Genomic DNA, 21735 nt, shown 5'->3' with positions numbered 1-21735 from the left:
AGAAGCTGTACCAGTGCTACATGGAAACCGACGCGTCGCTGGTTGAAATCAACCCGCTGAACCGCGACGGCAAGGGCAACGTGATCGCCCTGGACGCCAAGTTCAACTTCGACAGCAACGCGCTGTTCCGCCACCCCGAGATCGTGGCCTACCGCGACCTGGACGAAGAAGACCCGGCCGAAGTCGAGGCCTCCAAGTTCGACCTGGCCTACATCCAGCTCGACGGCAACATCGGCTGCCTGGTCAACGGCGCCGGCCTGGCCATGGCCACCATGGACACCATCAAGCTGTTCGGCGGCGAGCCGGCCAACTTCCTCGATGTGGGCGGTGGCGCCACGGCCGAGAAGGTCACCGAAGCCTTCAAGATCATGCTCAAGAGCCCCAAGGTCAAGGGCATCCTGGTCAACATCTTCGGCGGCATCATGAAGTGCGACACCATCGCCGATGGCGTCATCACCGCCTGCAAGGCCGTGAACCTGAACGTGCCCCTGGTGGTGCGCATGAAGGGCACCAACGAAGAGTTGGGCAAGAAGATGCTGGCGGACTCCGGTCTGCCCATCATCAGCGTGGACACGATGGCTGAAGCAGCCACCAAGATCGTGGCCGCCGTCAAGTAATCGCCCAAGGAATCGAGACCATCATGAGCATTCTCATCAACAAGGACACCAAGGTCATCACCCAGGGCATCACGGGCAAGACCGGTCAGTTCCACACCCTCGGTTGCCAGGCCTATGCCAACGGCAAGAACGCTTTCGTCGCCGGCGTGAACCCCAAGAAGGCCGGCGAGAAGTTCTCCGACATCCCCATCTTCGCCTCCGTCAAGGAAGCGTCCACGCAGACCGGCGCCACCGTGTCCGTGATCTACGTGCCGCCCGCAGGCGCTGCCGCTGCCATCTGGGAAGCCGTCGAGGCCGACCTGGACCTGGTGATCGCCATCACCGAAGGCATCCCCGTGCGCGACATGCTGGAAGTGCGCAACAAGATGAAGGCCAAGGAAGCCGCCGGCGGCAAGAAGACGCTGCTGCTGGGCCCCAACTGCCCCGGCCTGATCACGCCCGACGAGATCAAGATCGGCATCATGCCCGGCCACATCCATCGCAAGGGCCGCATCGGCGTGGTCAGCCGCTCCGGCACGCTGACCTATGAAGCCGTGGCGCAGCTGACTGAGCTCGGCCTGGGTCAATCCAGCGCCGTCGGCATCGGTGGCGACCCGATCAACGGCCTCAAGCACATCGACGTGATGAAGGCCTTCAACGACGATCCGGACACGGACGCCGTGATCATGATCGGCGAGATCGGTGGCCCTGACGAGGCCGAAGCCGCCCAGTGGTGCAAGGCCAACATGAAGAAGCCCATCGTCGGCTTCATCGCTGGTGTCACCGCCCCCCCGGGCAAGCGCATGGGCCACGCCGGTGCGCTGATCTCCGGTGGTGCCGACACGGCCGATGCCAAGCTCGCCATCATGGAAGACTGTGGTTTCACCGTCACCCGCAACCCGTCTGAGATGGGCAAATTGCTCAAGGGCCTGCTGTAAGCCCCCGCAATTAATCTCATCGTTCCTCACAAGCAGCCCCTACACTTCCGGGGCTGCTTTTTTGTTTGTTGTTTTGAGACATGGACGCCTTACTGACGCCCGATTTCTGGCTCGCCGTTGGCCAGATCATCATGATCGACATCCTGCTGGGTGGCGACAACGCCGTGGTCATCGCGCTGGCCTGCCGCAATCTGCCGCCGGAACTGCGCCGCCGGGGCATCCTGTGGGGCACGCTGGGCGCCATCGGCCTGCGCGTCATTCTGATCTTCTTCGCCATGTCGCTGCTGGCGTTGCCCTACCTCAAGCTGGTGGGCGCGGCCCTGCTGCTGTGGATCGGCGTCAAACTGCTCATCCCCGAGGATGACGGGCATGGCGACATCAAGGGCAGCGACCGCCTGTGGGGCGCTGTCAAGACCATCATCATTGCCGACTTCGTGATGAGCGTGGACAACGTCATCGGCATCGCGGGCGCAGCCCAGGGTTCGGGCGGCCATGAGGGCCACCAGATGGCCCTGGTCGTCTTCGGCCTGATCGTGAGCATTCCGATCATCGTGTGGGGCAGCAGCCTGGTGCTCAAGATGATGGACCGCTTCCCGGTGATCATCACCGCCGGTGGCATGCTGCTGGGCTGGATCGCTGGCACGCTGGCCGTGTCCGATCCGGTGCTGGCACCTTATGTGGCGGTGTCCGACACCATGCGTTATGTGTGGGGGGCAGCCGGCGCGATCCTGGTGTACCTGGTGGGGGCCATGCTGGCCCGGCGCCAGGCTGCCGGAACGTAATCCAAGGGCAAGGGGGCGCTCATGATCTGGTGGGTGGTGCTGTTGCTGGTCGGTGTCGCGGTGATGCTGGCCCTGTGGATGGTTCGGAACAACCGGCGACCGCCCGTGCGCAGCCGCTCATCGGGCTTTGCCGCGTCCACCCGCCCGGCCGCCACCCGGCCCATGGTTTCGCGCAACGCGGGCACCACCGCCTCCGGCGTGTCCACCCAGCCGATCCGCCCGGCGCGGCCGCGCACGGAGGACACAGGCCCCGAAACGGTGCTGTCCTACCTGCACTTCCAGAACAGCGCGCCCGTGTCCGACTACCCGTCCGAGATCGGCAGCGATTTCGGGCCCTCGTCACTGCCGCCTGAATCGCCGGACCGTCAGCGCCTGGAGCGCGCCCTGCGCGATCTGCAGGACGGCCCGGCCGACAAGGCCTGGGAGACGCTCAAGGGCTTCCGCCCCGAGCCGGAGCACCAGGCTGCCTGCCTGGAAACGCTCGAACGCATTGCCCTGGCCTTCGAGCGCGACCAGCGTTTCGACGCCGCCCGCGACGTGTACGAGCACATGGCCGACATCGATCCGCACTGGCGGGACGTCAAATTGCGCCTGATGCGCGCCCGCGGCCTGGCGCAGAACGCCACCGTGAACACCTGGGGAACGGTGCCGGCCCAGCCCATGCCGCAGGTCACCAAGCGGCAACTGGGCAAGTACCTGGTCGACAAGGAGATCGGCCGAGGCGCCATGGGCGCGGTCTACCTGGGCTACGACCCGGCCACCGACCACCGCGTGGCGCTCAAGACCATGGCCCTGGCCCAGGAGTTCAGCGGCAGCGACCTGGTCGATGCGCGCGCGCGTTTCCTGCGCGAAGCCGAGATGGCCGGGCGCCTGGAGTACCCGGACATCGTCAGCATCATCGATGCCGGTGAGGAAAACGGCCTGGCCTTCATCGCGATGGAGCTGGTCGAGGGCACCGACCTCAGTGACTACACCTCGCCCGACCGCCTGCTGCCGCTGGCGCACCTGATTCCCATCATGGCCCGGGTGGCGGCGGCACTGGCCTACGCCCACACCCGTGGCGTCACCCACCGCGACATCAAACCCGGCAACATCATGGTCGACCTGAACCGCGACGTGGTGAAGGTGATGGATTTCGGCGTGGCGCGTGTGGCCGATGCCGCCCGCACCCGCACCGGCGTGGTCCTGGGCACGCCCACCTTCATGTCGCCGGAGCAACTGGCCGGCCAGAACATCGACGGCCGATCGGACCTGTACTCGCTGGGCGTCACCTTCTTCCAGCTGCTCACGGGCCAGTTGCCCTACCGCAATGACTCCATGGCCGTGCTGATGCGGGCCATCGCCCAGGATCCCGTGCCCCACGTGAGCGATATCCGCCCCGAGGTGCCCCGCGCGCTGGGCGATGTGGTGGCGCTGGCATTGCAGAAGCACCCCAACACCCGCTATGCCGACGGGCAGCAGATGGCCGAAGACCTGCGGGCCGTGGCCCAGGCGATGCAGTCGCAGTCGGTCGATCTGGACCTGAGCTGATCGGAAACCGGGGACAATCGCAGCCATGGACTTCGAGTTCTTCAGTCAAACCGACACGGGACGCGTCAGGACGAACAACGAGGATTCGGTGGCGGTGGACGCCCCGGGGGGCGTTGTCGTGCTGGCCGACGGCATGGGTGGCTACAACGCCGGCGAGGTGGCCAGCCAGATGGCCTGCGAGTTCATCAGCGCCGAGCTGGTGCGCTGGCTGGCCCAGGCCTCGACCACGGCGTCCGACGTGGACGTCAAGCGCGCGATGGACATCTGCGTGGACAACGCCAACCGCGCCATCTTCAGTGCCGCCCACTCCAACCCCACCTATGCGGGCATGGGCACCACACTGGTCCTGTCGGTGTTCCGGCCCGGGCGTGTGCTGGTCGGCCATATCGGGGATTCGCGGGCGTACCGCTGGCGCCAGGGTGAACTGCAGCAGATCACCCGAGACCATTCGTTACTGCAGGAACAAATCGACGCAGGTATCCTGACCCCCGAACAAGCCGCCGTGTCCGCCAACAAGAACCTGGTCACGCGCGCCGTGGGGGTGGAGGACTACGTCTTGCTCGAAACCCGTGTGCACGAGTTGCAAAGTGGCGACATCATCCTGATGTGCTCCGACGGGCTGTCCGACATGCTGGACGACCGCCAGATCGCAGAAGTGCTGACAAGTCACCACACCAACCTGATGCAGGCGGGCGCGGCGCTGATAGAAGCCGCCAACGCCGCCGGCGGGCGGGATAATATTGCCGTGACGCTGACCCGCGCCCAGGGAGCCGTCGAACAGCCGCCCAAGGCATGGTGGCCGTTCCGACGGTTGGGTGGTGGCGCCTAGCGTTTCACGTCTCCCATTTCCAAAACCCGAATCAAAACCCAATACCCAAGAGGTTCCGCATGGGAAAGCTGGTCGTCTCGCTCGACGGGGTCGTCATCAAGGAAGTCCAGATCACGAAGGACAAGACCTCCCTCGGCCGCCGTCCCTACAACGACATCGTGATCGACAACCTGGCGGTCAGCGGTGAGCACGCCATCATGCAGTTGGTGGGGCAGGACGTCTTCATCGAAGACCTGAACTCCACCAACGGCACGTACATCAACGGCAAGGCCGTCAAGAAGCAGCTGCTGCAGCACAACGACACGGTCGAGATCGGCAAGTACAAGATCAAGTACCTGGTCGAGACGAGCGACGAGTTCGAGAAGACCATGGTCATGCGGCCGGGCGGTGGCGGTTTCGCTGGCGTCGGCGCCGGGCAACGACCGGCAGCGCCTTCTCCGATGACCATGCCAGGTGGTTTGGGCGCGCCTGTCGGCGCCGCGCCGTCCATGCTGGCCGCGCTGGCGCCGGTGGCGGCCAGCCCCGTGGCGAGTTACCAGGCTGCGGCAGTGGTGGCACCCGTGGCCGCGCCGCCTTCCGCATCGCCCACGGGTTTCGGCACGGGTTTCGGTGCCCTGGGTGCGCAGACGCCAGCGTCCATCAAGGTGCTCAATGGCGCCGCGGCTGGCCGGGAAGTGCAACTGACCAAGGTGGTGACGACGGTGGGCAAGCCTGGCGTGCAGGTGGCCTCCATCACCAAACGACCGGGTGGCTACGTGTTCGCCCATGTGGAAGGTTCGGCGCGCCCGTCGGTGAATGGATCTTCCGTGGCCGGTGATCCGGTGCAGCTCAAGAACGGCGACGTCATCGAGCTGGCCGGCACGCAGATGCAGTTCGTCCAGGCCTGAACCTCGCGCGGCCACCGCATCACGGCCGCAGGAGTCGCCTCATGATCCGCGTTCTTGGTTGCCATGGGTCGATCGCGGCCCGTTGCCACACCACCTCCTTCCTGCTGGACGACGACATCCTGATCGACGCCGGCAGCGGCGTGGGTGAGTTGCGGCTGGACGAACTCGCCCGCATCGACCACATCTTGCTCAGCCACAGCCACCTGGACCACATCCTGAGTGTGCCCTTGCTGGCCGACAGCGTGATCAAGCTGCGCATGGCGCAGGGTGATCTGAGCAGCCTGAGGCCGATCCAGGTGCATGGCCTGCCGCAGACGCTGGAGGCCATCAAGGCGCACATCCTCAATGGCGTGATCTGGCCGGATTTTTCGCGGCTGCCGAGCGCGGCGCACCCCATCCTCAGCCTGCACCCGTTCAACATCGGCGACGTGCTGAAGTTCCCGGCGCGTGGCGGGCAGTCGCAACGCAAGGTGCGCGTATTGCCGGCCAAGCACACGGTGCCCGGCGTGGGTTTCGGGGTTGAGACGCCGCAAGGCCTGTGGGTCTACAGTGGTGACACGGGGCCGAATCCCGAATTGTGGAAAGTGCTGGCGGGCGAGCGGATCGCGCAGCTAGTGATCGAGACCGCGTTCGGCAATGACGAAGCCCACCTGGCGGACATCAGTGGGCACCTGTCGCCCCAGTCTCTGGCCAAGGAACTTGTGCAGCTGGATGGTCAGGTGAGTGTCTACATCACGCATCCCAAACCGGGTGAAGTGCCGGCCGTGTTGTCGCAGATCCGTGCGCTGGACAGTCAGCACCGGATCGAACCTCTGCGGGAAGGGCAGCGGTTTGGCGCCCCAACGGGGTCGACTTAACCAGTTGCAAATTCCGTCGCACTGACAAAGCTTGTCAGGCCCGCAGCGACCGAAGCGACAAAAAATGTCGACCCGATCGGGCAGGTGCGTAAACAGATGTCACTTTTAGGGCATTGATTTTCGGGTAAACGTGATGAATTTCTCGCCCTTCCCGCGAATGCGGGGTTGGCACAGGGGCTGCTCTAAGGAAAGCACGGCGGTCAATCCGGCCCCGGGTAGACCAAGCACCTCACAATCCTGGCCTCGCGGCCATTGAAGGAGTTTCAAATGAACATGCAACGCGACCGCAAGAACCTGCAGCAAGGCTTCACGCTGATTGAACTGATGATCGTCGTGGCGATCATCGGTATCCTGGCTGCTGTGGCTATTCCGCAGTACCAAAACTACACAATCAAGTCTAAGCTCGGCGTGGCCATGTCTTCTGTTGATCCCGTCAAACAGGCCGTGGGCTTGTGTGGGCAGGAGGCTGGAGGTGTGCTGACTGCTTGTACGACGGCAACGGCAGCAGCGAATATTCCTACTTTCACTGCGACCAAAGAAGTTGCTTCTGCCTCTGCTGGCGCAAACGGTGTGGTTACCTTGACCATGGGAACTGGGATCGGTACGGGCGTAGATGGTTTGAATATCGTGATGACGCCTACTATGAATGACGGTAGTGTTTCCTGGTGCAATAGCACGACGATCACAAATGCTGCCGCTATTTTGGCAATCAAAAAGAATAACGCTGCTGCTTGCCCGTAAGCTCTGATCTTATACTTCGATATAGGGGCCTATGGGCCCCTATTGCTTTTGAAGGAACAATAGTTCTTAGGCGGCAAGAAGGCTGGATCCAACAAGGTTGCCTTGTCAATGTGTATGGCTGAGTAAGGGCCGCGAAGTGCTGAAGGGAGCTAAGACGGACAACCGGTTAAACTATTCGGATTTGGCCGCCTGCTAGCTTCCTTATCATGCCCGACACCACCAAGAACGCCGCCGCCATGGCCCACGCCATCCGCGCGCTGGCGATGGACGCCGTCCAGCAAGCCAACTCTGGTCACCCCGGCGCCCCGATGGGCATGGCCGACATCGCTGTGGCTCTGTGGGGCCGCCACCTGCGCCACCACCCCTCTCAGCCGCAATGGGCCGACCGTGACCGCTTCGTGCTGTCCAACGGCCACGGCTCGATGCTGCTGTACGCGCTGCTGCACCTGACCGGCTACGACCTGTCGGTTGATGAGCTGAAAAACTTCCGCCAGCTGCACAGCAAGACCCCGGGCCACCCTGAAGTCGGCTACACGCCTGGCGTCGAGACCACCACCGGCCCGCTGGGCCAGGGCGTCACCAACGCCGTGGGCTTCGCGCTGGCCGAGAAGCTGCTGGCCGCCGAGTTCAACCGCGATGGCCACGCCGTCGTCAACCACCACACCTATGTCTTCCTGGGCGACGGCTGCCTGATGGAAGGCATCAGCCACGAGGCCGCCGCCCTGGCCGGCGCCTGGAAGCTCAACAAGCTGATCGCGCTGTACGACGACAACGGCATCTCGATCGACGGCAAGGTCGCGCCCTGGTTCATCGACGACACGCCCAAGCGCTTCGAGGCCTACGGCTGGGACGTGATCGACCTGATCGACGGCCATGACGCCGACGAGGTGGACGCCGCTATCGCCCAGGCCAAGCAGAGCGCCACCAAGCCCACGCTGATCGTCTGCAAGACGGCCATCGGCAAGGGCTCACCCAACCGCGCCAACACGGCCAAGGCCCACGGCGAGCCGCTGGGTGCCGAAGAAATCGCCCTGACCCGCGAAGCCATCGGCTGGGCGCATGAGCCCTTCGTGTTCCCCGAAGAGGTCTATGCCGACTGGAATGCCAAGGCCGAAGGCCAACTGCTGGTCGACGACTGGAACCAGCGCTTCGCTGCCTACCAGGCCGCGCACCCCAGTCTGGCCGCTGAGTTCACGCGCCGCATGGCTGGCGAGCTGCCCGCCAACTTCGCCGAGATCGCCGTGAACGCCGTGGGTGCCGCGCACGACAAGGCCGAGACGGTCGCCAGCCGCAAGGCCAGCCAGATCGCGCTGGAGTTCTTCACCGCCGCGCTGCCCGAACTGCTGGGCGGCAGCGCCGACCTGACCGGCTCGAACCTCACCAACACCAAGAGCACGCCGCCCCTGCGCTTCGATGAGCAAGGCGCCGTGGTGCTGACCGAAGACGGCAAGCCTGGCCGCCACATCAACTACGGTGTGCGCGAGTTCGGCATGGCTGCCATCATGAACGGCGTGGCCCTGCACGGTGGCTTCATCCCCTACGGCGGCACCTTCCTGACCTTCAGCGACTACAGCCGCAACGCCATCCGCATGGCCGCGCTGATGAAGCAGCGCGTGATCCACGTGTTCACGCACGATTCCATCGGCCTGGGCGAGGATGGCCCCACCCACCAATCGGTGGAGCACGCCGCCAGCCTGCGCCTGATCCCTGGCCTGGACGTCTGGCGTCCTGCCGACACGGCCGAAACCGCCGTGGCCTGGACCATCGCCCTGGCCAACAAGCACCGCCCCAGCGCTTTGCTGCTGTCGCGTCAGAACCTGCCCTATGCGCCCAAGACCGACGCCGACGTGATCACCCAGGGTGGCTACGTGCTGGCAGAGCCCGCCGAGGTGGGCCTGCGCAAGAAGGCCCAGGGCGTGATCATCGCCACCGGCTCCGAAGTGCAACTGGCCCTGCATGCCCAGGCCGAGCTGGCCAAGGAGGGCATCGCCGTGCGCGTGGTGTCCATGCCCTCGACCACCGTGTTCGACCGCCAGCCCGAGGCCTACAAGAAGTCCGTGCTGCCCGCCGGCCTGCCCCGCATCGCCGTCGAAGCCGGCGTGACCGACGGCTGGTGGAAGTACGGCTGCGCCGCCGTGGTCGGCCTCGACACCTATGGCGAATCGGCCCCGGCCAACGTGCTGTTCAAGCACTTCGGCTTCACCACCCAGAACGTGGTGGACACCGTCAAGGTGGCGCTGGGCCTGGCCCGTCGCAAGGCCTCGCGCTGATCCTGCCAACGCATTCGTTTTCCTGCAATTTCAATTCTTCAAGAGAGAACTGACATGACCATCAAGATCGGTATCAACGGGTTCGGCCGCATTGGCCGCATGGTGTTCCGCGCCGCTGTCCAGAACTTCAGCGACATCGAAGTCGTCGGCATCAACGACCTGCTCGAGCCCGACTATCTGGCCTACATGCTGAAGTACGACAGCGTGCACGGCCGCTTCAAGGGCGAAGTCTCGGTCGATGGCAACACCCTGATCGTCAACGGCAAGCGCATCCGCCTGACCGCCGTGAAGAACCCCGCCGATCTGAAATGGGACGAAGTCGGCGCCGACGTGGTGGTCGAATCGACTGGTCTGTTCCTGACCAAGGAAACCGCCGAGGCCCATCTGAAGGCCGGCGCCAAGAAGGTGATCCTGTCGGCCCCTTCGAAGGACGACACCCCGATGTTCGTCTACGGTGTGAACCATGGCACCTACAAGGGCGAGGCCATCATCTCCAACGCTTCGTGCACCACCAACTGCCTGGCCCCGATCGCCAAGGTGCTGAACGACAAGTGGGGCATCAAGCGCGGCCTGATGACCACCGTGCACGCTGCCACCGCCACGCAGAAGACGGTTGACGGCCCCTCCAACAAAGACTGGCGCGGCGGCCGTGGCATCCTGGAGAACATCATCCCCTCCAGCACGGGCGCCGCCAAGGCCGTGGGCGTGGTGATCCCCGAGCTGAACAAGAAGCTGACCGGCATGGCCTTCCGCGTGCCCACCTCCGACGTGTCGGTGGTGGACCTGACGGTCGAGCTGAACAAGGAAGCCACCTACGAAGAGATCGCCGCCGAGATGAAGGCCCAGTCGCAAGGCGCCCTCAAGGGCGTGCTGGGCTACACGGAAGACAAGGTGGTGGCCACCGACTTCCGCGGCGAATCGTGCACCTCGGTGTTCGATGCCGAAGCCGGTATTGCTTTGGACAAAACCTTCGTGAAGGTCGTGTCCTGGTACGACAACGAGTGGGGCTACTCCAACAAGGTGCTGGAAATGGCACGCGTCGTGGCCAAGTGACCACGAAGTAATCAGTTACCACACTGAACGCGAACGGCCCCACGGGGCCGTTTGTTGTTTTTAGCGTTGAACTTTCCCGTCAAACGGCCGAACACCCTGTAACGCCTACTTCACGGCAAGGGGCGCCCGCCGATAATCTGGCGCGACCGAATTCAAGGAGATCCGAGTGACGCGCAAGGGCCTGGCTGTGATGGTGTTGATGGGATGGCTTACCCTGCCTGTGATGGCGCAGGAGGGACGTCCTGTGTCTGGGCTGATCGTCAAACTCAAGAAGCAGCAAGGGGCGCAGGCTCAAGCGCTTGTCACGCCTCAGAAGCGGTTGGGGCGGGTGGCCTACGCCGCGGGCTACACCTCCTTGATGCCTTGGCGGAGCATGGGGCCGGACACGGCGGTGATGCAGTTCCCGACCCGGGTCAAGAAGGAGACGGCGGAACGCCTCATGGCGCGGGCCCTGGCCTCTGGTGAGATCGAGTGGGTCGAGCCCAATGTACGCGAAAAACTCCAGGCGGTCGTGACACCGAATGACCCGTATTACAACGACGCGTCATTGTTCGACGAGGGGCAATGGTGGCTGCAGGGTGCGACTACCGGCAATGCGCAGAGCAAGACGCTTCGCCAGCGGGGTGTGCCGAACATCGATCTGGCCTGGCAGACCTCGACGGGGCAGCTCCAGACCAACGGCACGGTCATCGCGGTGCTGGACACGGGCAAGCTCAACCATCCCGACATCGACAACGCACGCGTGCTTCCCGGGTATGACTTCGTGTCCGAGGTGGCCTCGGCCAACGATGGGGGAGGGCGTGATGCCGATCCGACCGATCCGGGTGACTGGGTGACCTCATCGGAGGTTCAGCAGGCGGAGTTCTCCGGCTGTGATGTTCAGCGTAGCTCCTGGCATGGCCTGGTGATTCAGGGCTTCCTGGCGGCGCGCAGCAACAATGGCACGGGTGTCGCGGGCATCAACTGGAACGCCCGGATCCTGCCGGTGCGGGTGGCGGGCAAATGCGGCGCGACGGTTTCCGATATCGTCGATGGCATGCGCTGGGCCGCAGGCTTGTCCGTGAGCGGTGTGCCCAACAACACCAACCCTGCCAAGATCATCAACATCAGCTTTGGCGGCAATGGGGCTTGCGGTCAGGCTTACCAGAACGCCATCAACGAGGTGAGGGCGTTGGGTGTGATCGTGGTGGCCGCTGCTGGCAATGAGCACCATGGGGTTTCCCGCCCGGGCAACTGCAGTGGCGTGGTGACCGTGGCCGCTTTGAACCGGGAAGGCTTCAAGGCGACCTATTCGAATTTCGGCGCCGAGGTCTTCATCTCGACGATCGGTGGAGATCCCAGCTTCTCGTCGGATGCGGGTGCCTGGGCGCCCTATGTGGCCGATACCGGCATGCTGGGCGTGTACAACGATGGCCAGACGTCTGCCGGTGGCAGCGGCTACGCCTATCACGCGGGCAGCAGCTATTCCGCGCCCGTGGTGGCGGGGGTGCTCAGCCTGATGCTGGATGTCAATCCAAGCCTGACCGTTGCACAACTGGAGCAGGGGCTGCGCTTGAGCGCGCGTCCGCATGTGGTGTCGTCCCTGATCGGGGCATGCAGCAGCAGCAATCCTGGGCGCTGTGTGTGCTCGACCAGCACCTGCGGCCACGGCATGCTGGATGCGGAGCAAGCCCTGGTCTATGCAGCGGCCCCCTCCAGCTATGTGGCGCCAGGGGTGGCCACGGAGAACATCGACGCCGCCGAGGTCGTGCAGGCCGTGGCGTTTGCCGCCGCCGACCGGCCGGCCAACCCCGTGGCGACGAGCTCCGTGTCCAACACGGGAGGCGGCGGCGGTGGTGGTGGCGGGTCCCTTGATGAAACCATTCTGCTGGCTGGCGCGGCGCTGATGACGGTGCTGGCGGGAAGGCGCTTCATGCGCCGTCGTGCGTCACGCTGAGGCTGCTGCTTGATGGCCGCTGATGGGCCGTTTACCCTTTGCAGGCCCCGAACCCCTTGCCCGCCGGCAGGGTCATGCCCGCCAGTACCCGCTGAATCGCCAGGCTGGCCTGGGGCACGCGCACCACGGCCACGTCCTGCGCAGGCCGCACGGTGACGACCCGGGCCGTGCGGATGCCGCGCTGGCGCAGTGTTTCCAGGGCGTTGTGGGCCTGGGCCTCCTGGTTGTAGCGACCCAGGGACACGCCCATCGCCAGGTTGGCCGGTGAGCGCACTTCCTCGAAATTGAGCCCGCGGATGCGGCGCAGTTCATCCTGCTTGCGGCTCAGGGCTTCGGCATCGCCATAGGGGCCCATGTAGACCAGCCACAGGCCCTGCACGGCCACGTTCTGCAAGGCCCAGCTGCCCGAGGCCAGTTGAGCCAGTTGCGGCGTCACCTGGCGCTGTTCGGCGGGGGTGAAGGGACCAGCTTCCATGCACACGGGCCCGGCGGCCACGGCCACCGCGCTGGCGCCTCCGGTGGTGACACCGTTGGCAGGGCGAGCCGATGCGTCCGTGCCCGAGGCCGGCGCGCTGCCTGCTTCAGAGGCCGCAGGGGCGTCGTCAGGGGCGCCTGCATCTTTGCCCGTGGCGGGGCCACTGGCGGCCGCAGGGGGCTCGACGACCAGCCGCTCCGGGTGTACCTGGGCCTTGAGGCGTTCGGGCTCGCGGCCGGCATGTGCGTGGCTCAAGGGGCCGCCCAGCCAGCCTTCTCGCCACGCGAAAAAGCCCATGTTGGCCAGGATCAACACCACAACAAGCGCGCGCAGCATACGGAGAACGTCACCTCAGAGGCGGTGGACAGGAGGATCCCCGGATCATAGGGGATGCCGTGGCGCTGTTGGCCGGGCTAGGCCCCGGAACGTGGGCGCACACTGACTTCGCCGATGCTCCAGGGCTGCAGGGCGCCCAGGCCGTCGTCCACGAGCAACGCGCCTTGCTCATCCACGCCCTGGGCGATGCCTTGGGCATCGGGTGCCGCGCTCCCGGCCGCACCGCCCTGCATGTGGCGCCACAGGGCCACCGGGCGCCCCCGCAGCGTGTCCCGGGCATCGTAGGCCGTGCGCAGTGGCGCAAAGCCTTCGTGTTCGAAGCGGCGCAGGCCGGCCAGCCAGGCGGGCACCACGGCGGCCATGGCCTGGCCTGGGGTGAGGGGCAGGCCCAAGCCTGTGGCGGTGTCGGTGCGCTCACTGCGCAGGGCTTCCGGGGTCCCGGCCAGGTTCAGGCCCAGGCCGATCACCACCCAGCGTTGCTCCGGGGCCAGGCCGGGGCCCTGGATGGCCTCGATCAGGATGCCGGCCAGCTTGCGGTCGTCGATCCACAGGTCGTTGGGCCATTTGAGCTGCACGGCGGGGGCGCTGGCCGCCGGGCGCAGCGCATCGAGCGCCTGGGCCGTCCACAGGCCCACGGCCAGCGACAGGGCGCTGCCGCCACCAGGCACGTCCGCCAGGGCCAGGGGCAGGGCCAGGGTCAGCGTGAGGGCCTGGCCAGGCTGGGCGTCCCACTGGCGGCCCGCACGCCCCCGGCCGGCCGTCTGGCGCCAGGCGGTCACCACCACAGGGTCGCGCGCGCCGTCGCGGCCCAGGGCCAGGGCGTGGGCATTGGTGGAGCCCACTTCGGGCAGAACCTCGACAGACAAGGTGGGCCAGTCGGGCTGGGCGGCCAGCCACAGCTGCTCTGCGGCGTGGTTCAGGTCAGCGATGCCGGCGTCCATCGGGGCTCAGGCCTTCTTCTTGCGGCGGCGGATGGCCAGCATGGTGCCGCGGCAATCGGGCGAGCCACACCAGCAGGCGTAGTCCTTCTTGAGGCTGGGCGTGATGCGCGAGTCGATCACCAGGCCATAGTCGAAGAACAGTTCCTCGCCCGGGGCGATGTCGCGCAGGGCTTTGAGGAAGACGCGGTTGCCATCCTGCTCGGCCTCCAGGTTGGGCGCGCAGGAGTGGTTGATCCACTTGGCCGAATTGCCCTGGTACTTGCCGTCGATGACATGGCCGTCATCCAGGTGGAAGTAGAAGGTGTGGTTGGGCTGGCTGGGATCGTGCGGGTGGCGGTCCAGTGCCTCCTGCCAGGTGATGATCTCGCCGCGGTACTCCAGCACCGTGTCGCCCTGGTGCAGCGGGCGGATGGCGTAGACGCCCTTGCCGTGCACGCCGGAATCGCGCACCTGGGTGCGGCGCCCGCCCTTGGGGATATCGGCGCTGGCGGAGGCCGTCCGGGCGGCAGGCAGATTTTTCGGGTTGGCTTGCGACATGGGCAAGATTGGGTACATTGAATTGGTGGGCGCGCGTGTGCGTGTGTGCGCACGTGTACGTACGCGTATACATGCATGCATATACACGCGAGAGCCTTGATTGTAAGAACGTATTTCCCCCCGGCCATGCGGAGGCCGGCGCAGACGCTATAAACACGCCCATGAGCAAAGCCCTGGTCATCGCAGAAAAGCCTTCCGTCGCGCAAGACATCGTGCGCGCATTGACGCCGGTGGACGGCAAGTTCGAGAAGCACGAAGAGTATTTCGAGAGCGAACACTACGTGGTGAGCTCCGCCGTGGGCCACCTGGTCGAGATCAAGGCCCCGGAGGAGTTCGACGTCAAGCGCGGCAAGTGGAGCTTCACGCACCTGCCCGTGATCCCGCCGCACTTCGATCTCAATCCGATCGACAAGAGCAAGGGCCGCCTCAATGCCCTGGTCAAGCTGATCAAGCGCAAGGATGTCGACACCCTGATCAACGCGTGTGACGCGGGACGCGAAGGTGAGCTGATCTTCCGCCTGATCGCGCAGTACGCGCAGGACAGCACCGCCACCACGCGTGCCAAGGGCCTGGGCAAGGACGTGCGCCGCCTGTGGCTGCAGAGCATGACGCCACAGGCCATCCGCGACGGTTTCGACAAGCTGCGCAGCAACGAGCAGATGCTGCCGCTGGCCGATGCCGCGCGCTGCCGCTCCGAGGCCGATTGGCTGGTGGGCATCAACGGCACGCGCGCGATGACGGCCTTCAACTCGCGCGATGGCGGTTTCTTCCTGACCACCGTGGGCCGTGTGCAGACGCCGACGCTGTCCATCGTGGTCGAGCGCGAAGAGAAGATCCGCAAGCACATCTTCCGCGACTACTGGGAAATCAAGGGCACCTTCGGCGTCGATGCCGGCAGCTACGACGGCAAGTGGTTCAACCCGAACTTCAAGAAGGACAAGAACGCGCCCGAAGGCTCGGCCGAGGCCGAGTTCAAGGCCGACCGTGTCTGGAGTGCTGATGAGGCCCAGGCCATCGCCGATGCCGTGCGCAACAAGAGCGGCACCGTCACCGAAGAGGCCAAGCCCAGCACGCAGGCCAGCCCGCTGCTGTACGACCTGACCACGCTGCAGCGCGAGGCCAACTCGCGCTTCGGCTTCAGCGCCAAGACCACGCTGGGCCTGGCCCAGGCCCTGTACGAAAAGCACAAGGCCCTGACCTACCCGCGTACCGACTCGCGCGCACTGCCCGAGGATTACCTGGGCGTGGTGCAGCAGACTGTCGGCATGATCGCCGAAGGCAACCTGCCTGGGCCGCTGCGCGAGCTGGGGCCGCATGCCGCCAAGGCCCTGAAAGAGGGCTACATCAAGCCTACCAAGCGCGTGTTCGACAACGCCAAGGTGTCGGATCACTTTGCCATCATCCCCACGCTGCAGGCGCCCACCAGCCTGACCGAGGCCGAGGCCAAGCTCTACGACATGGTCGTCAAGCGCTTCCTGGCGGTGTTCTACCCGTCGGCCGAGTTCATGGTCACCACGCGCATCACCAAGGTGCCGGCCAATGGGGTAGATCACCACTTCCAGACCAACGGCAAGGTGCTGGTCAAGCCGGGCTGGATGGCGGTGTACGGCAAGGAAGCGCAAGGTGAAGACGGCGACACCAACCTGGTGGCCGTGCAGCCGGGCGAGCAGGTGGTCAATGAAGACATTACCGTCAGCGCGCTCAAGACCAAGCCGCCCGCGCGCTATTCCGAAGCGACGCTGCTGAGCGCGATGGAAGGCGCCGGCAAGCTGGTCGACGACGAAGAGCTCAAGGCTGCGATGCAGGAGAAGGGCCTGGGCACGCCCGCCACGCGCGCGGCCATCATCGAAGGCCTGATCCTGGAAAAGTACATGTACCGCGAGGGCCGCGAACTGATCCCTACGGCCAAGGCTTTCCAGCTGATGACGCTGCTGCGCGGCCTGGGCGTGGAAGACCTGACCAAGCCCGAGCTGACCGGCAACTGGGAGTTCAAGCTCTCGGAGATGGAAAAGGGCCAGCTCAGCCGAGAGGCCTTCATGGCCGAGATCGCCGCGATGACGCAGCGCGTGGTGCAGAAGGCCAAGGAATACGACCGCGACACCATCCCGGGTGATTACGCCACCCTGGGCACGCCGTGCCCCAACTGCGGCGGCGTGGTGAAAGAGAACTACCGCCGCTTCACCTGCACCGGCAAGCACGGTGGCTCAGACGAAGGCACGGGCTGCGGTTTCTCGATGACCAAGATCCCGGCCGGCCGCAGCTTCGAGCTGCCCGAGGTGGAGCAGTTGCTGAGCCAGCACAAGGTGGGCCCGCTGGAAGGCTTCCGCTCCAAGGCGGGCTGGCCCTTCACGGCCGAGCTGCGCCTGGTGCGCGACGACGAAGCGAACAACTGGAAGATGGAGTTCGACTTCGGCGAAGACGCCAAGAAGGACGAAGAAGCCGGTGAGGCCGTGGACTTCAGCGGCCAGACCAGCCTGGGTGCCTGCCCCAAGTGCGGCGGCAAGGTCTTCGAGTACGGCGCCAACTACGTGTGCGAGAACTCGGTGGGCCAGGCCAGTTGCAACTTCAAGAGCGGCAAGATCATCCTGCAGCAGCCGATCGCGCCCGAGCAGGTGGAGAAGCTGCTGGCCACCGGCAAGACCGATCTGCTCGATGGCTTCGTGTCCAACAAGACGCGCCGCAAGTTCAAGGCCTTCCTGAGCTGGGACGCCAAGGCAGGCAAGGTGGGCTTCGAGTTCGAACCTCGTGCGGCCAAGGCCCCTGCGAAAACGGCCGCGAAGAAGGCTGCAGCCAAGAAGGCGGCCTGAGCCAATTGCGGAACTCCGGGGCATCCGCGGGTATCTGCCTGTGGATCGCCCTTGCATCGGCGGCCTTGGGCGCTTCGGTGTAATGTGGGCGCTCGTCGTGCGACCAATGCAGGTCACGGAGTTCGACCATGGCTTTCATCAGACCTTCCCGCAGCCCCTGGCACCCTGACAGTGGCATGCAACTCCCGGCCAGCGAGATCACACCGCAGGCCGTGTACGCCTCGCGACGTACCTGGATGGCGCAGGCCGCGCTGGGCTCGGCCGTGGTGGCGGGCGGCGGCCTGGGCGCCTTGCTGAACCCGGCACAGGCGCTGGCCCAAGGCGCCTCGGGCAGCCTGGTCAAGCGCCCTGGCAAGCTGGCAGCCTTGCCCGGCGTGCGCAGCACGGTGCCCGGCGCCATCGCGATGGACAAGGTCACCAGCTACCAGGACATCACCACCTACAACAACTTCTACGAGTTCGGCACCGGCAAGGATGACCCGGCCGACAACGCCCACACGCTGCGCACGCGCCCGTGGACGGTCAGCATCGAGGGTGAGGTGGGCAAGCCGCTGACACTGGGCATCGACGATCTGCTCAAGCTGGCCGTGATGGAGGAGCGCATCTACCGCCTGCGCTGCGTGGAGGGCTGGTCCATGGTGATCCCGTGGGTGGGGTATTCGCTGTCGACGCTGATCAAGCGCGCCGAGCCCAACAGCCGCGCCAAATATGTCGAATTCATCACCCTGGCCGACCCGAAGCAGATGCCAGGCGTGCGCTCCGGCGTGCTCGACTGGCCTTACGTGGAAGGCCTGCGCATCGACGAGGCCATGCACCCGTTGACGCTGATGGCCTTCGGCCTGTACGGCGAGGTACTGCCCAACCAGAACGGCGCGCCGCTGCGCCTGGTCGTGCCCTGGAAGTACGGCTTCAAGAGCGCCAAGTCGATCGTCAGGATCCGCCTGGTCGAGAGGGAGCCGGTGTCCTCCTGGACCAAGGCCAATCGGCAGGAGTACGGCTTCTACTCCAACGTGAACCCGCAGGTGGACCACCCACGCTGGAGCCAGGCCAGCGAGCGCCGCATCGGCGAAGGTGGCCTCTTCTCGCCGCGCAAGACCACGCTGATGTTCAATGGCTACGGGCCCCAGGTCGGTCAGATGTACGCCGGCATGGACCTCAAGAAGTTCTATTGATGCGCGTGCGCGAGGCCGTCAACCGGGCTCTGTTGAAGCCCTGGGCCAAGCCCCTGGTGTGGCTGCTGTGCGCCTTGCCGCTGGCCTGGCTGTTCGTGCGTGCGGCCACGGATCAACTGGGCGCGAACCCGGCCGAGGCGCTGATCCATGTCACCGGCCTCTGGACGATCCGCTGGCTGTGGCTGACCCTGGCGATCTCTCCGCTGCGCGATGTGTTCGGCCTGCCTGGCCTGCTGCGCCACCGGCGCGCGTTGGGCGTCACGGCCTTCATCTACGGGCTGCTGCACTTCCTGGCCTATGCCTGGCTGGACAAGGGCCTGGTGCTGGATGACATCGTACGCGATGTGCTCAAGCGCAACTTCATCCTGGTGGGACTGCTGGCGCTGATCCTGATGACGCCTCTGGCGTTGACCTCCTTCAACCGCGCGATCAAGGCGCTGGGCGGCAAGCGCTGGCAGGCGTTGCATCGGCTGGTCTATGCGGTGGCCTTGCTGGGGCTGCTGCACTTCTACTGGAAAAAGTCGGGCAAGAACGATGTGGCCGAGGTGCTGGTTTACGCGGTGATCCTGGCGGCGCTGCTGGGGTGGCGCCTCTGGCGTCGGCGTCAGAAGCTGCGGCCGGCTTGAGACACCTGTCGGAATGCCATGGTGATCACGCTGGCAGGCATGGGCTTGAGCGGGTCGAGCCTGGGGTTGTTCTGGTCAACCTTCACGCCATGGCCGACGTTATGACAGAGTGATGACCAGCCGTGGCCCGATCCGCGGCGTCAACCCCACTTGATCCATGCCTTCAATTCGACCGTTCCTTCCCTGCATGCTGCTGTGGGCCGGTGCTGTGATGGCCCAGGCTCCGGCGGTCAATGCCGAACCTTCTCCCTTCTTTGTCGAGGCGGCAGAGTGCTCCGCGGCCTACAAGGCCGAGGTCACCGCGCGTCTGGCCCAGCCCAAGACCGAAGCGCGTGACAAGGCCATCCTGGCCGACACCGAGAACAGCTTCGTCTTCATCGGCGTGGCCTACAAGCAGGGCCTGCGCAAGGCCGAGGCCGACGAGCTGCTGGCCCAGGCCGAGCAGCGCTGGGCCAAGCTGCCCAGGGCCGAGCAGACCAGGCGGCTGGTCTCTTGCACCGAACGCGCAGGCAAGCTGATGGACGAGGTGAGCTTCGTCGAGCGCTACGCTGTCCAGAACCGCGCCAAGGCCCGCGTGGAGCAGCAGTTCGAGAAAGAAAAGAAGCAGAAGGCCCAGTAAGCCGGTCCAGGTCAATCCCAAAGCCTAGGTGCGTGTCTGTCGGCATGGCCGCGACACCGGGTGATCCCAAGCGCCTGGCGGGCCTCTACCATTCGGATCGTGCATTGCCGCACGTTCACCGAATGACAACGCCATGGAGCCTGCCTCGTCCGACACGACCGGCGCCGCGCCGGTGGAGCTCAGCACTGGCCTGCTGACCACGCCCATGCTGCAGGCCGCGCCGGCCTCGCTGCGGGTGACCCAGATCGGCTGGTTCAGCGGTTTGCGCGGCAGCGGCCTGCGTGTGGGTGACCGCATCGTGGCCGTGGAGGGCGCACCCATCGATGCCAAGGCCACGCCCGCCGAACTTCAACAGGCCATCGGCACCTATGGCGAAGCCCAGCGCTGGGCCAAGGCCGGTGCGCGAGATGGCACCCCCGTGACGCTGACGGTGATGCGGCGCGCTGTATCCGGCCGAGGCTGGCAGACGCTGGACGTGACCGGCGCGCTGCGCCCCAGGCCCCATGTGCGCAGCGCCGACAACCGCATCCTGCTGGGCCCTGGCGGCCCGCCAGAGATGTACGAGAACGATGGCTTCGACCGCAGCTGGGGGGCATGGGCCGAAGCCTTTGCCAAGACCACCAGCGCCGTGCTGGACGACACGCTCTACGCCTTGGCGCTGACATCGACCTATGAGCTGCGCAACTTGCTGGAGCAGGCCCCCCGCGTACGCCTGCTGGCCCAGAAGTACCCAGGCCCCTTTGCCGATGCCGTGCAGCAGGATGTCGAGGCGATGCGCGAACGCCTGGAAGGCCCGGCCATCACCTTGCCCGATGGCGCGATGGACTACCGCGAACAAGGCGAGCAGCGCGCCGACGAGATCCGCCAGAAGGCCCAGGCCGCCTGGGACGCGCTGCAGGCCGAACTGGCCGACCGCGCGATCACGCCGCTGTTCCCGGCCGAGCACCCCATCCACGGACGGCGTGAGGCCATCGTGGGCCGCTATGCCACCTTGCCACCGCTGCGCAACCGTGACTGGGTGGGCGAGGCCGGCCGCACCTGGTTCGTGGCCGGCAGCGCGCGTGATGGCTGGTACTTCGCCGATGCGGAGAGCCCGCAGGCCGTGTGGATGATGGATGCGCTGGCGCGCTACCGCCGCCTGGTGGTGCCCAGCATCGACGAGCGCTATGAACTGGTGGGCGAGGTGCAGGCACAGCCGGGCCAGTTGGTGGTGGGCGATCGTGCCTATTTCGGCCTGAACCTGGTGCCGGTGGCGGCGCTGATCGGCGGGGCGGTATTTGTCGATTTGCGCCAGGTTGATGGCAAGGGCGTGGCTCGCTTCGCCGGTGAAGAGGCCTTGCGTGACCAGGGGGGCGTCCTGCCTGCCGACACCGCCAGCCCGACCGAGGTGCTGGAGGCCATGGTCAAGGCGCTCAAGGCCGCCGACCAGGACCTGTGGATCTCGCTGTTCGCCACGTGGTCGGTGGGCGCCTTGCCCGATGGGCGGCCCTTGTTCAAGGCCAATGCGGTGGAGCAGCCCGCGCGCTATTTCGAAGAAGCCCGCCGCCGCATCATGGAGCGCGTGCACGACCTGCGCCCCGTGTGGGTGGACGATGTGCGCGTGATCTTCCCGGGCGATGCTTACCCGGGCCAGTTGCGGCTGGAAGAGGTGCAGGTGGAGATGCAGCACATCGGCCTGTTCGATGGCGTCTACCGGCCCTTCAGCGATGTCACCGTCAAGCGCTGGTGGACGCTGCAGCGCATCGGCCTGCCGGGCATGCCGCTGGGGCCGTGGCGCATCACCAGCCTTCAGGCCGTCTGATC

At 65.6% G+C, this 21735-nt stretch carries 18 protein-coding genes and 1 pseudogene; 16 read left to right on the top strand and 3 right to left on the bottom strand.

From position 1 onward, the window contains the following. From sucC to WAQ08_RS13665, 11 genes and pseudogenes are all read left to right on the top strand, one after another. A pseudogene (gene sucC / locus WAQ08_RS13715) lies at positions 1-617 on the top strand (succinate--CoA ligase subunit beta); the annotation flags it as partial. 23 nt (positions 618-640) lie between these two features. Continuing rightward, positions 641-1534, top strand: coding sequence for a succinate--CoA ligase subunit alpha (gene sucD, locus WAQ08_RS13710; protein WP_422192156.1), 894 nt, complete (start codon positions 641-643; stop codon positions 1532-1534). 80 nt (positions 1535-1614) lie between these two features. Further along, positions 1615-2316, top strand: coding sequence for a TerC family protein (locus WAQ08_RS13705; RefSeq protein WP_422192154.1), 702 nt, complete (start codon positions 1615-1617; stop codon positions 2314-2316). A gap of 21 nt (positions 2317-2337) precedes the next feature. Continuing rightward, positions 2338-3846: a serine/threonine-protein kinase gene (locus tag WAQ08_RS13700; RefSeq protein ID WP_422192152.1), complete on the top strand. Its 1509-nt coding sequence runs from the start codon at positions 2338-2340 to the stop codon at positions 3844-3846. 25 nt (positions 3847-3871) lie between these two features. Continuing rightward, a complete protein-coding gene (locus WAQ08_RS13695) occupies positions 3872-4675 on the top strand; it encodes a Stp1/IreP family PP2C-type Ser/Thr phosphatase (RefSeq protein WP_422192150.1) in 804 nt (267 codons plus the stop codon). Positions 4676-4734: 59 nt separating this feature from the next. After that, positions 4735-5562: an FHA domain-containing protein gene (locus tag WAQ08_RS13690; RefSeq protein ID WP_422192148.1), complete on the top strand. Its 828-nt coding sequence runs from the start codon at positions 4735-4737 to the stop codon at positions 5560-5562. 41 nt (positions 5563-5603) lie between these two features. After that, entirely contained in the window at positions 5604-6419 is an 816-nt protein-coding gene (locus tag WAQ08_RS13685) for an MBL fold metallo-hydrolase (protein WP_422192147.1), read from the top strand. Positions 6420-6692: 273 nt separating this feature from the next. Further along, complete coding sequence (locus WAQ08_RS13680) at positions 6693-7160, top strand: pilin (RefSeq protein WP_422192166.1); 468 nt, start codon at positions 6693-6695, stop codon at positions 7158-7160. 206 nt (positions 7161-7366) lie between these two features. After that, positions 7367-9430, top strand: a complete 2064-nt coding sequence (gene tkt, locus WAQ08_RS13675; RefSeq protein WP_422192145.1) for a transketolase — start codon at positions 7367-7369, stop codon at positions 9428-9430. 54 nt (positions 9431-9484) lie between these two features. Beyond that, on the top strand, positions 9485-10483 hold the full coding sequence (gene gap / locus WAQ08_RS13670) for a type I glyceraldehyde-3-phosphate dehydrogenase (protein ID WP_422192143.1): 999 nt from the start codon (positions 9485-9487) through the stop codon (positions 10481-10483). 166 nt (positions 10484-10649) lie between these two features. Beyond that, the gene (locus WAQ08_RS13665; protein WP_422192142.1) at positions 10650-12419 is read left to right on the top strand and encodes a S8 family peptidase; all 1770 of its coding nucleotides are present in this window, start codon (positions 10650-10652) and stop codon (positions 12417-12419) included. 31 nt (positions 12420-12450) lie between these two features. On the opposite strand, the gene WAQ08_RS13660 is transcribed toward WAQ08_RS13665, so the two are convergent. The 3 genes from WAQ08_RS13660 to WAQ08_RS13650 all read right to left on the bottom strand — a co-directional run bounded on the left by WAQ08_RS13660 (position 12451) and on the right by WAQ08_RS13650 (position 14708). Then, on the bottom strand, positions 12451-13230 hold the full coding sequence (locus WAQ08_RS13660) for a hypothetical protein (RefSeq protein WP_422192140.1): 780 nt from the start codon (positions 13228-13230) through the stop codon (positions 12451-12453). 77 nt (positions 13231-13307) lie between these two features. Continuing rightward, complete coding sequence (locus tag WAQ08_RS13655) at positions 13308-14171, bottom strand: biotin--[acetyl-CoA-carboxylase] ligase (protein ID WP_422192138.1); 864 nt, start codon at positions 14169-14171, stop codon at positions 13308-13310. A 6-nt stretch (positions 14172-14177) separates the two neighbouring features. Beyond that, positions 14178-14708, bottom strand: coding sequence for an SET domain-containing protein (locus WAQ08_RS13650; protein ID WP_422192136.1), 531 nt, complete (start codon positions 14706-14708; stop codon positions 14178-14180). 161 nt (positions 14709-14869) lie between these two features. Between WAQ08_RS13650 and WAQ08_RS13645 the strand changes: the two genes are divergently transcribed. From WAQ08_RS13645 to WAQ08_RS13625, 5 genes are all read left to right on the top strand, one after another. Beyond that, entirely contained in the window at positions 14870-17515 is a 2646-nt protein-coding gene (locus WAQ08_RS13645; protein WP_422192134.1) for a DNA topoisomerase III, read from the top strand. 176 nt (positions 17516-17691) lie between these two features. Next, positions 17692-18687: a protein-methionine-sulfoxide reductase catalytic subunit MsrP gene (msrP, locus tag WAQ08_RS13640; RefSeq protein ID WP_422192133.1), complete on the top strand. Its 996-nt coding sequence runs from the start codon at positions 17692-17694 to the stop codon at positions 18685-18687. Beyond that, positions 18687-19313: a sulfite oxidase heme-binding subunit YedZ gene (locus WAQ08_RS13635; protein ID WP_422192131.1), complete on the top strand. Its 627-nt coding sequence runs from the start codon at positions 18687-18689 to the stop codon at positions 19311-19313. The genes msrP and WAQ08_RS13635 overlap by 1 nt, the downstream gene beginning before the upstream one ends. 187 nt (positions 19314-19500) lie before the next feature. After that, on the top strand, positions 19501-19932 hold the full coding sequence (locus tag WAQ08_RS13630) for a hypothetical protein (protein ID WP_422192130.1): 432 nt from the start codon (positions 19501-19503) through the stop codon (positions 19930-19932). A 133-nt stretch (positions 19933-20065) separates the two neighbouring features. Continuing rightward, positions 20066-21733: a hypothetical protein gene (locus WAQ08_RS13625; protein ID WP_422192129.1), complete on the top strand. Its 1668-nt coding sequence runs from the start codon at positions 20066-20068 to the stop codon at positions 21731-21733. Positions 21734-21735: the final 2 nt, after the last annotated feature.

The organism is Aquabacterium sp. (assembly GCF_049274795.1).
Taxonomy (GTDB): domain Bacteria; phylum Pseudomonadota; class Gammaproteobacteria; order Burkholderiales; family Burkholderiaceae_C; genus Aquabacterium.
The sequence above is the reverse complement of the archived record's forward strand: the minus strand, read 5'-3'. Positions and strand labels throughout refer to the sequence as shown.

Bases quoted from the DNA above. Each gene is read 5' to 3' on its own strand.
- sucD (WP_422192156.1), top strand. From the start codon at position 641: ATGAGCATTCTCATCAACAAGGACACCAAGGTCATCACCCAGGGCATC.
- WAQ08_RS13705 (WP_422192154.1), top strand. From the start codon at position 1,615: ATGGACGCCTTACTGACGCCCGATTTCTGGCTCGCCGTTGGCCAGATC.
- WAQ08_RS13700 (WP_422192152.1), top strand. From the start codon at position 2,338: ATGATCTGGTGGGTGGTGCTGTTGCTGGTCGGTGTCGCGGTGATGCTG.
- WAQ08_RS13695 (WP_422192150.1), top strand. From the start codon at position 3,872: ATGGACTTCGAGTTCTTCAGTCAAACCGACACGGGACGCGTCAGGACG.
- WAQ08_RS13690 (WP_422192148.1), top strand. From the start codon at position 4,735: ATGGGAAAGCTGGTCGTCTCGCTCGACGGGGTCGTCATCAAGGAAGTC.
- WAQ08_RS13685 (WP_422192147.1), top strand. From the start codon at position 5,604: ATGATCCGCGTTCTTGGTTGCCATGGGTCGATCGCGGCCCGTTGCCAC.
- WAQ08_RS13680 (WP_422192166.1), top strand. From the start codon at position 6,693: ATGCAACGCGACCGCAAGAACCTGCAGCAAGGCTTCACGCTGATTGAA.
- tkt (WP_422192145.1), top strand. From the start codon at position 7,367: ATGCCCGACACCACCAAGAACGCCGCCGCCATGGCCCACGCCATCCGC.
- gap (WP_422192143.1), top strand. From the start codon at position 9,485: ATGACCATCAAGATCGGTATCAACGGGTTCGGCCGCATTGGCCGCATG.
- WAQ08_RS13660 (WP_422192140.1), bottom strand. From the start codon at position 13,230: ATGCTGCGCGCGCTTGTTGTGGTGTTGATCCTGGCCAACATGGGCTTT.
- WAQ08_RS13655 (WP_422192138.1), bottom strand. From the start codon at position 14,171: ATGGACGCCGGCATCGCTGACCTGAACCACGCCGCAGAGCAGCTGTGG.
- WAQ08_RS13650 (WP_422192136.1), bottom strand. From the start codon at position 14,708: ATGTCGCAAGCCAACCCGAAAAATCTGCCTGCCGCCCGGACGGCCTCC.
- WAQ08_RS13645 (WP_422192134.1), top strand. From the start codon at position 14,870: ATGAGCAAAGCCCTGGTCATCGCAGAAAAGCCTTCCGTCGCGCAAGAC.
- msrP (WP_422192133.1), top strand. From the start codon at position 17,692: ATGCAACTCCCGGCCAGCGAGATCACACCGCAGGCCGTGTACGCCTCG.
- WAQ08_RS13635 (WP_422192131.1), top strand. From the start codon at position 18,687: ATGCGCGTGCGCGAGGCCGTCAACCGGGCTCTGTTGAAGCCCTGGGCC.
- WAQ08_RS13630 (WP_422192130.1), top strand. From the start codon at position 19,501: ATGCTGCTGTGGGCCGGTGCTGTGATGGCCCAGGCTCCGGCGGTCAAT.
- WAQ08_RS13625 (WP_422192129.1), top strand. From the start codon at position 20,066: ATGGAGCCTGCCTCGTCCGACACGACCGGCGCCGCGCCGGTGGAGCTC.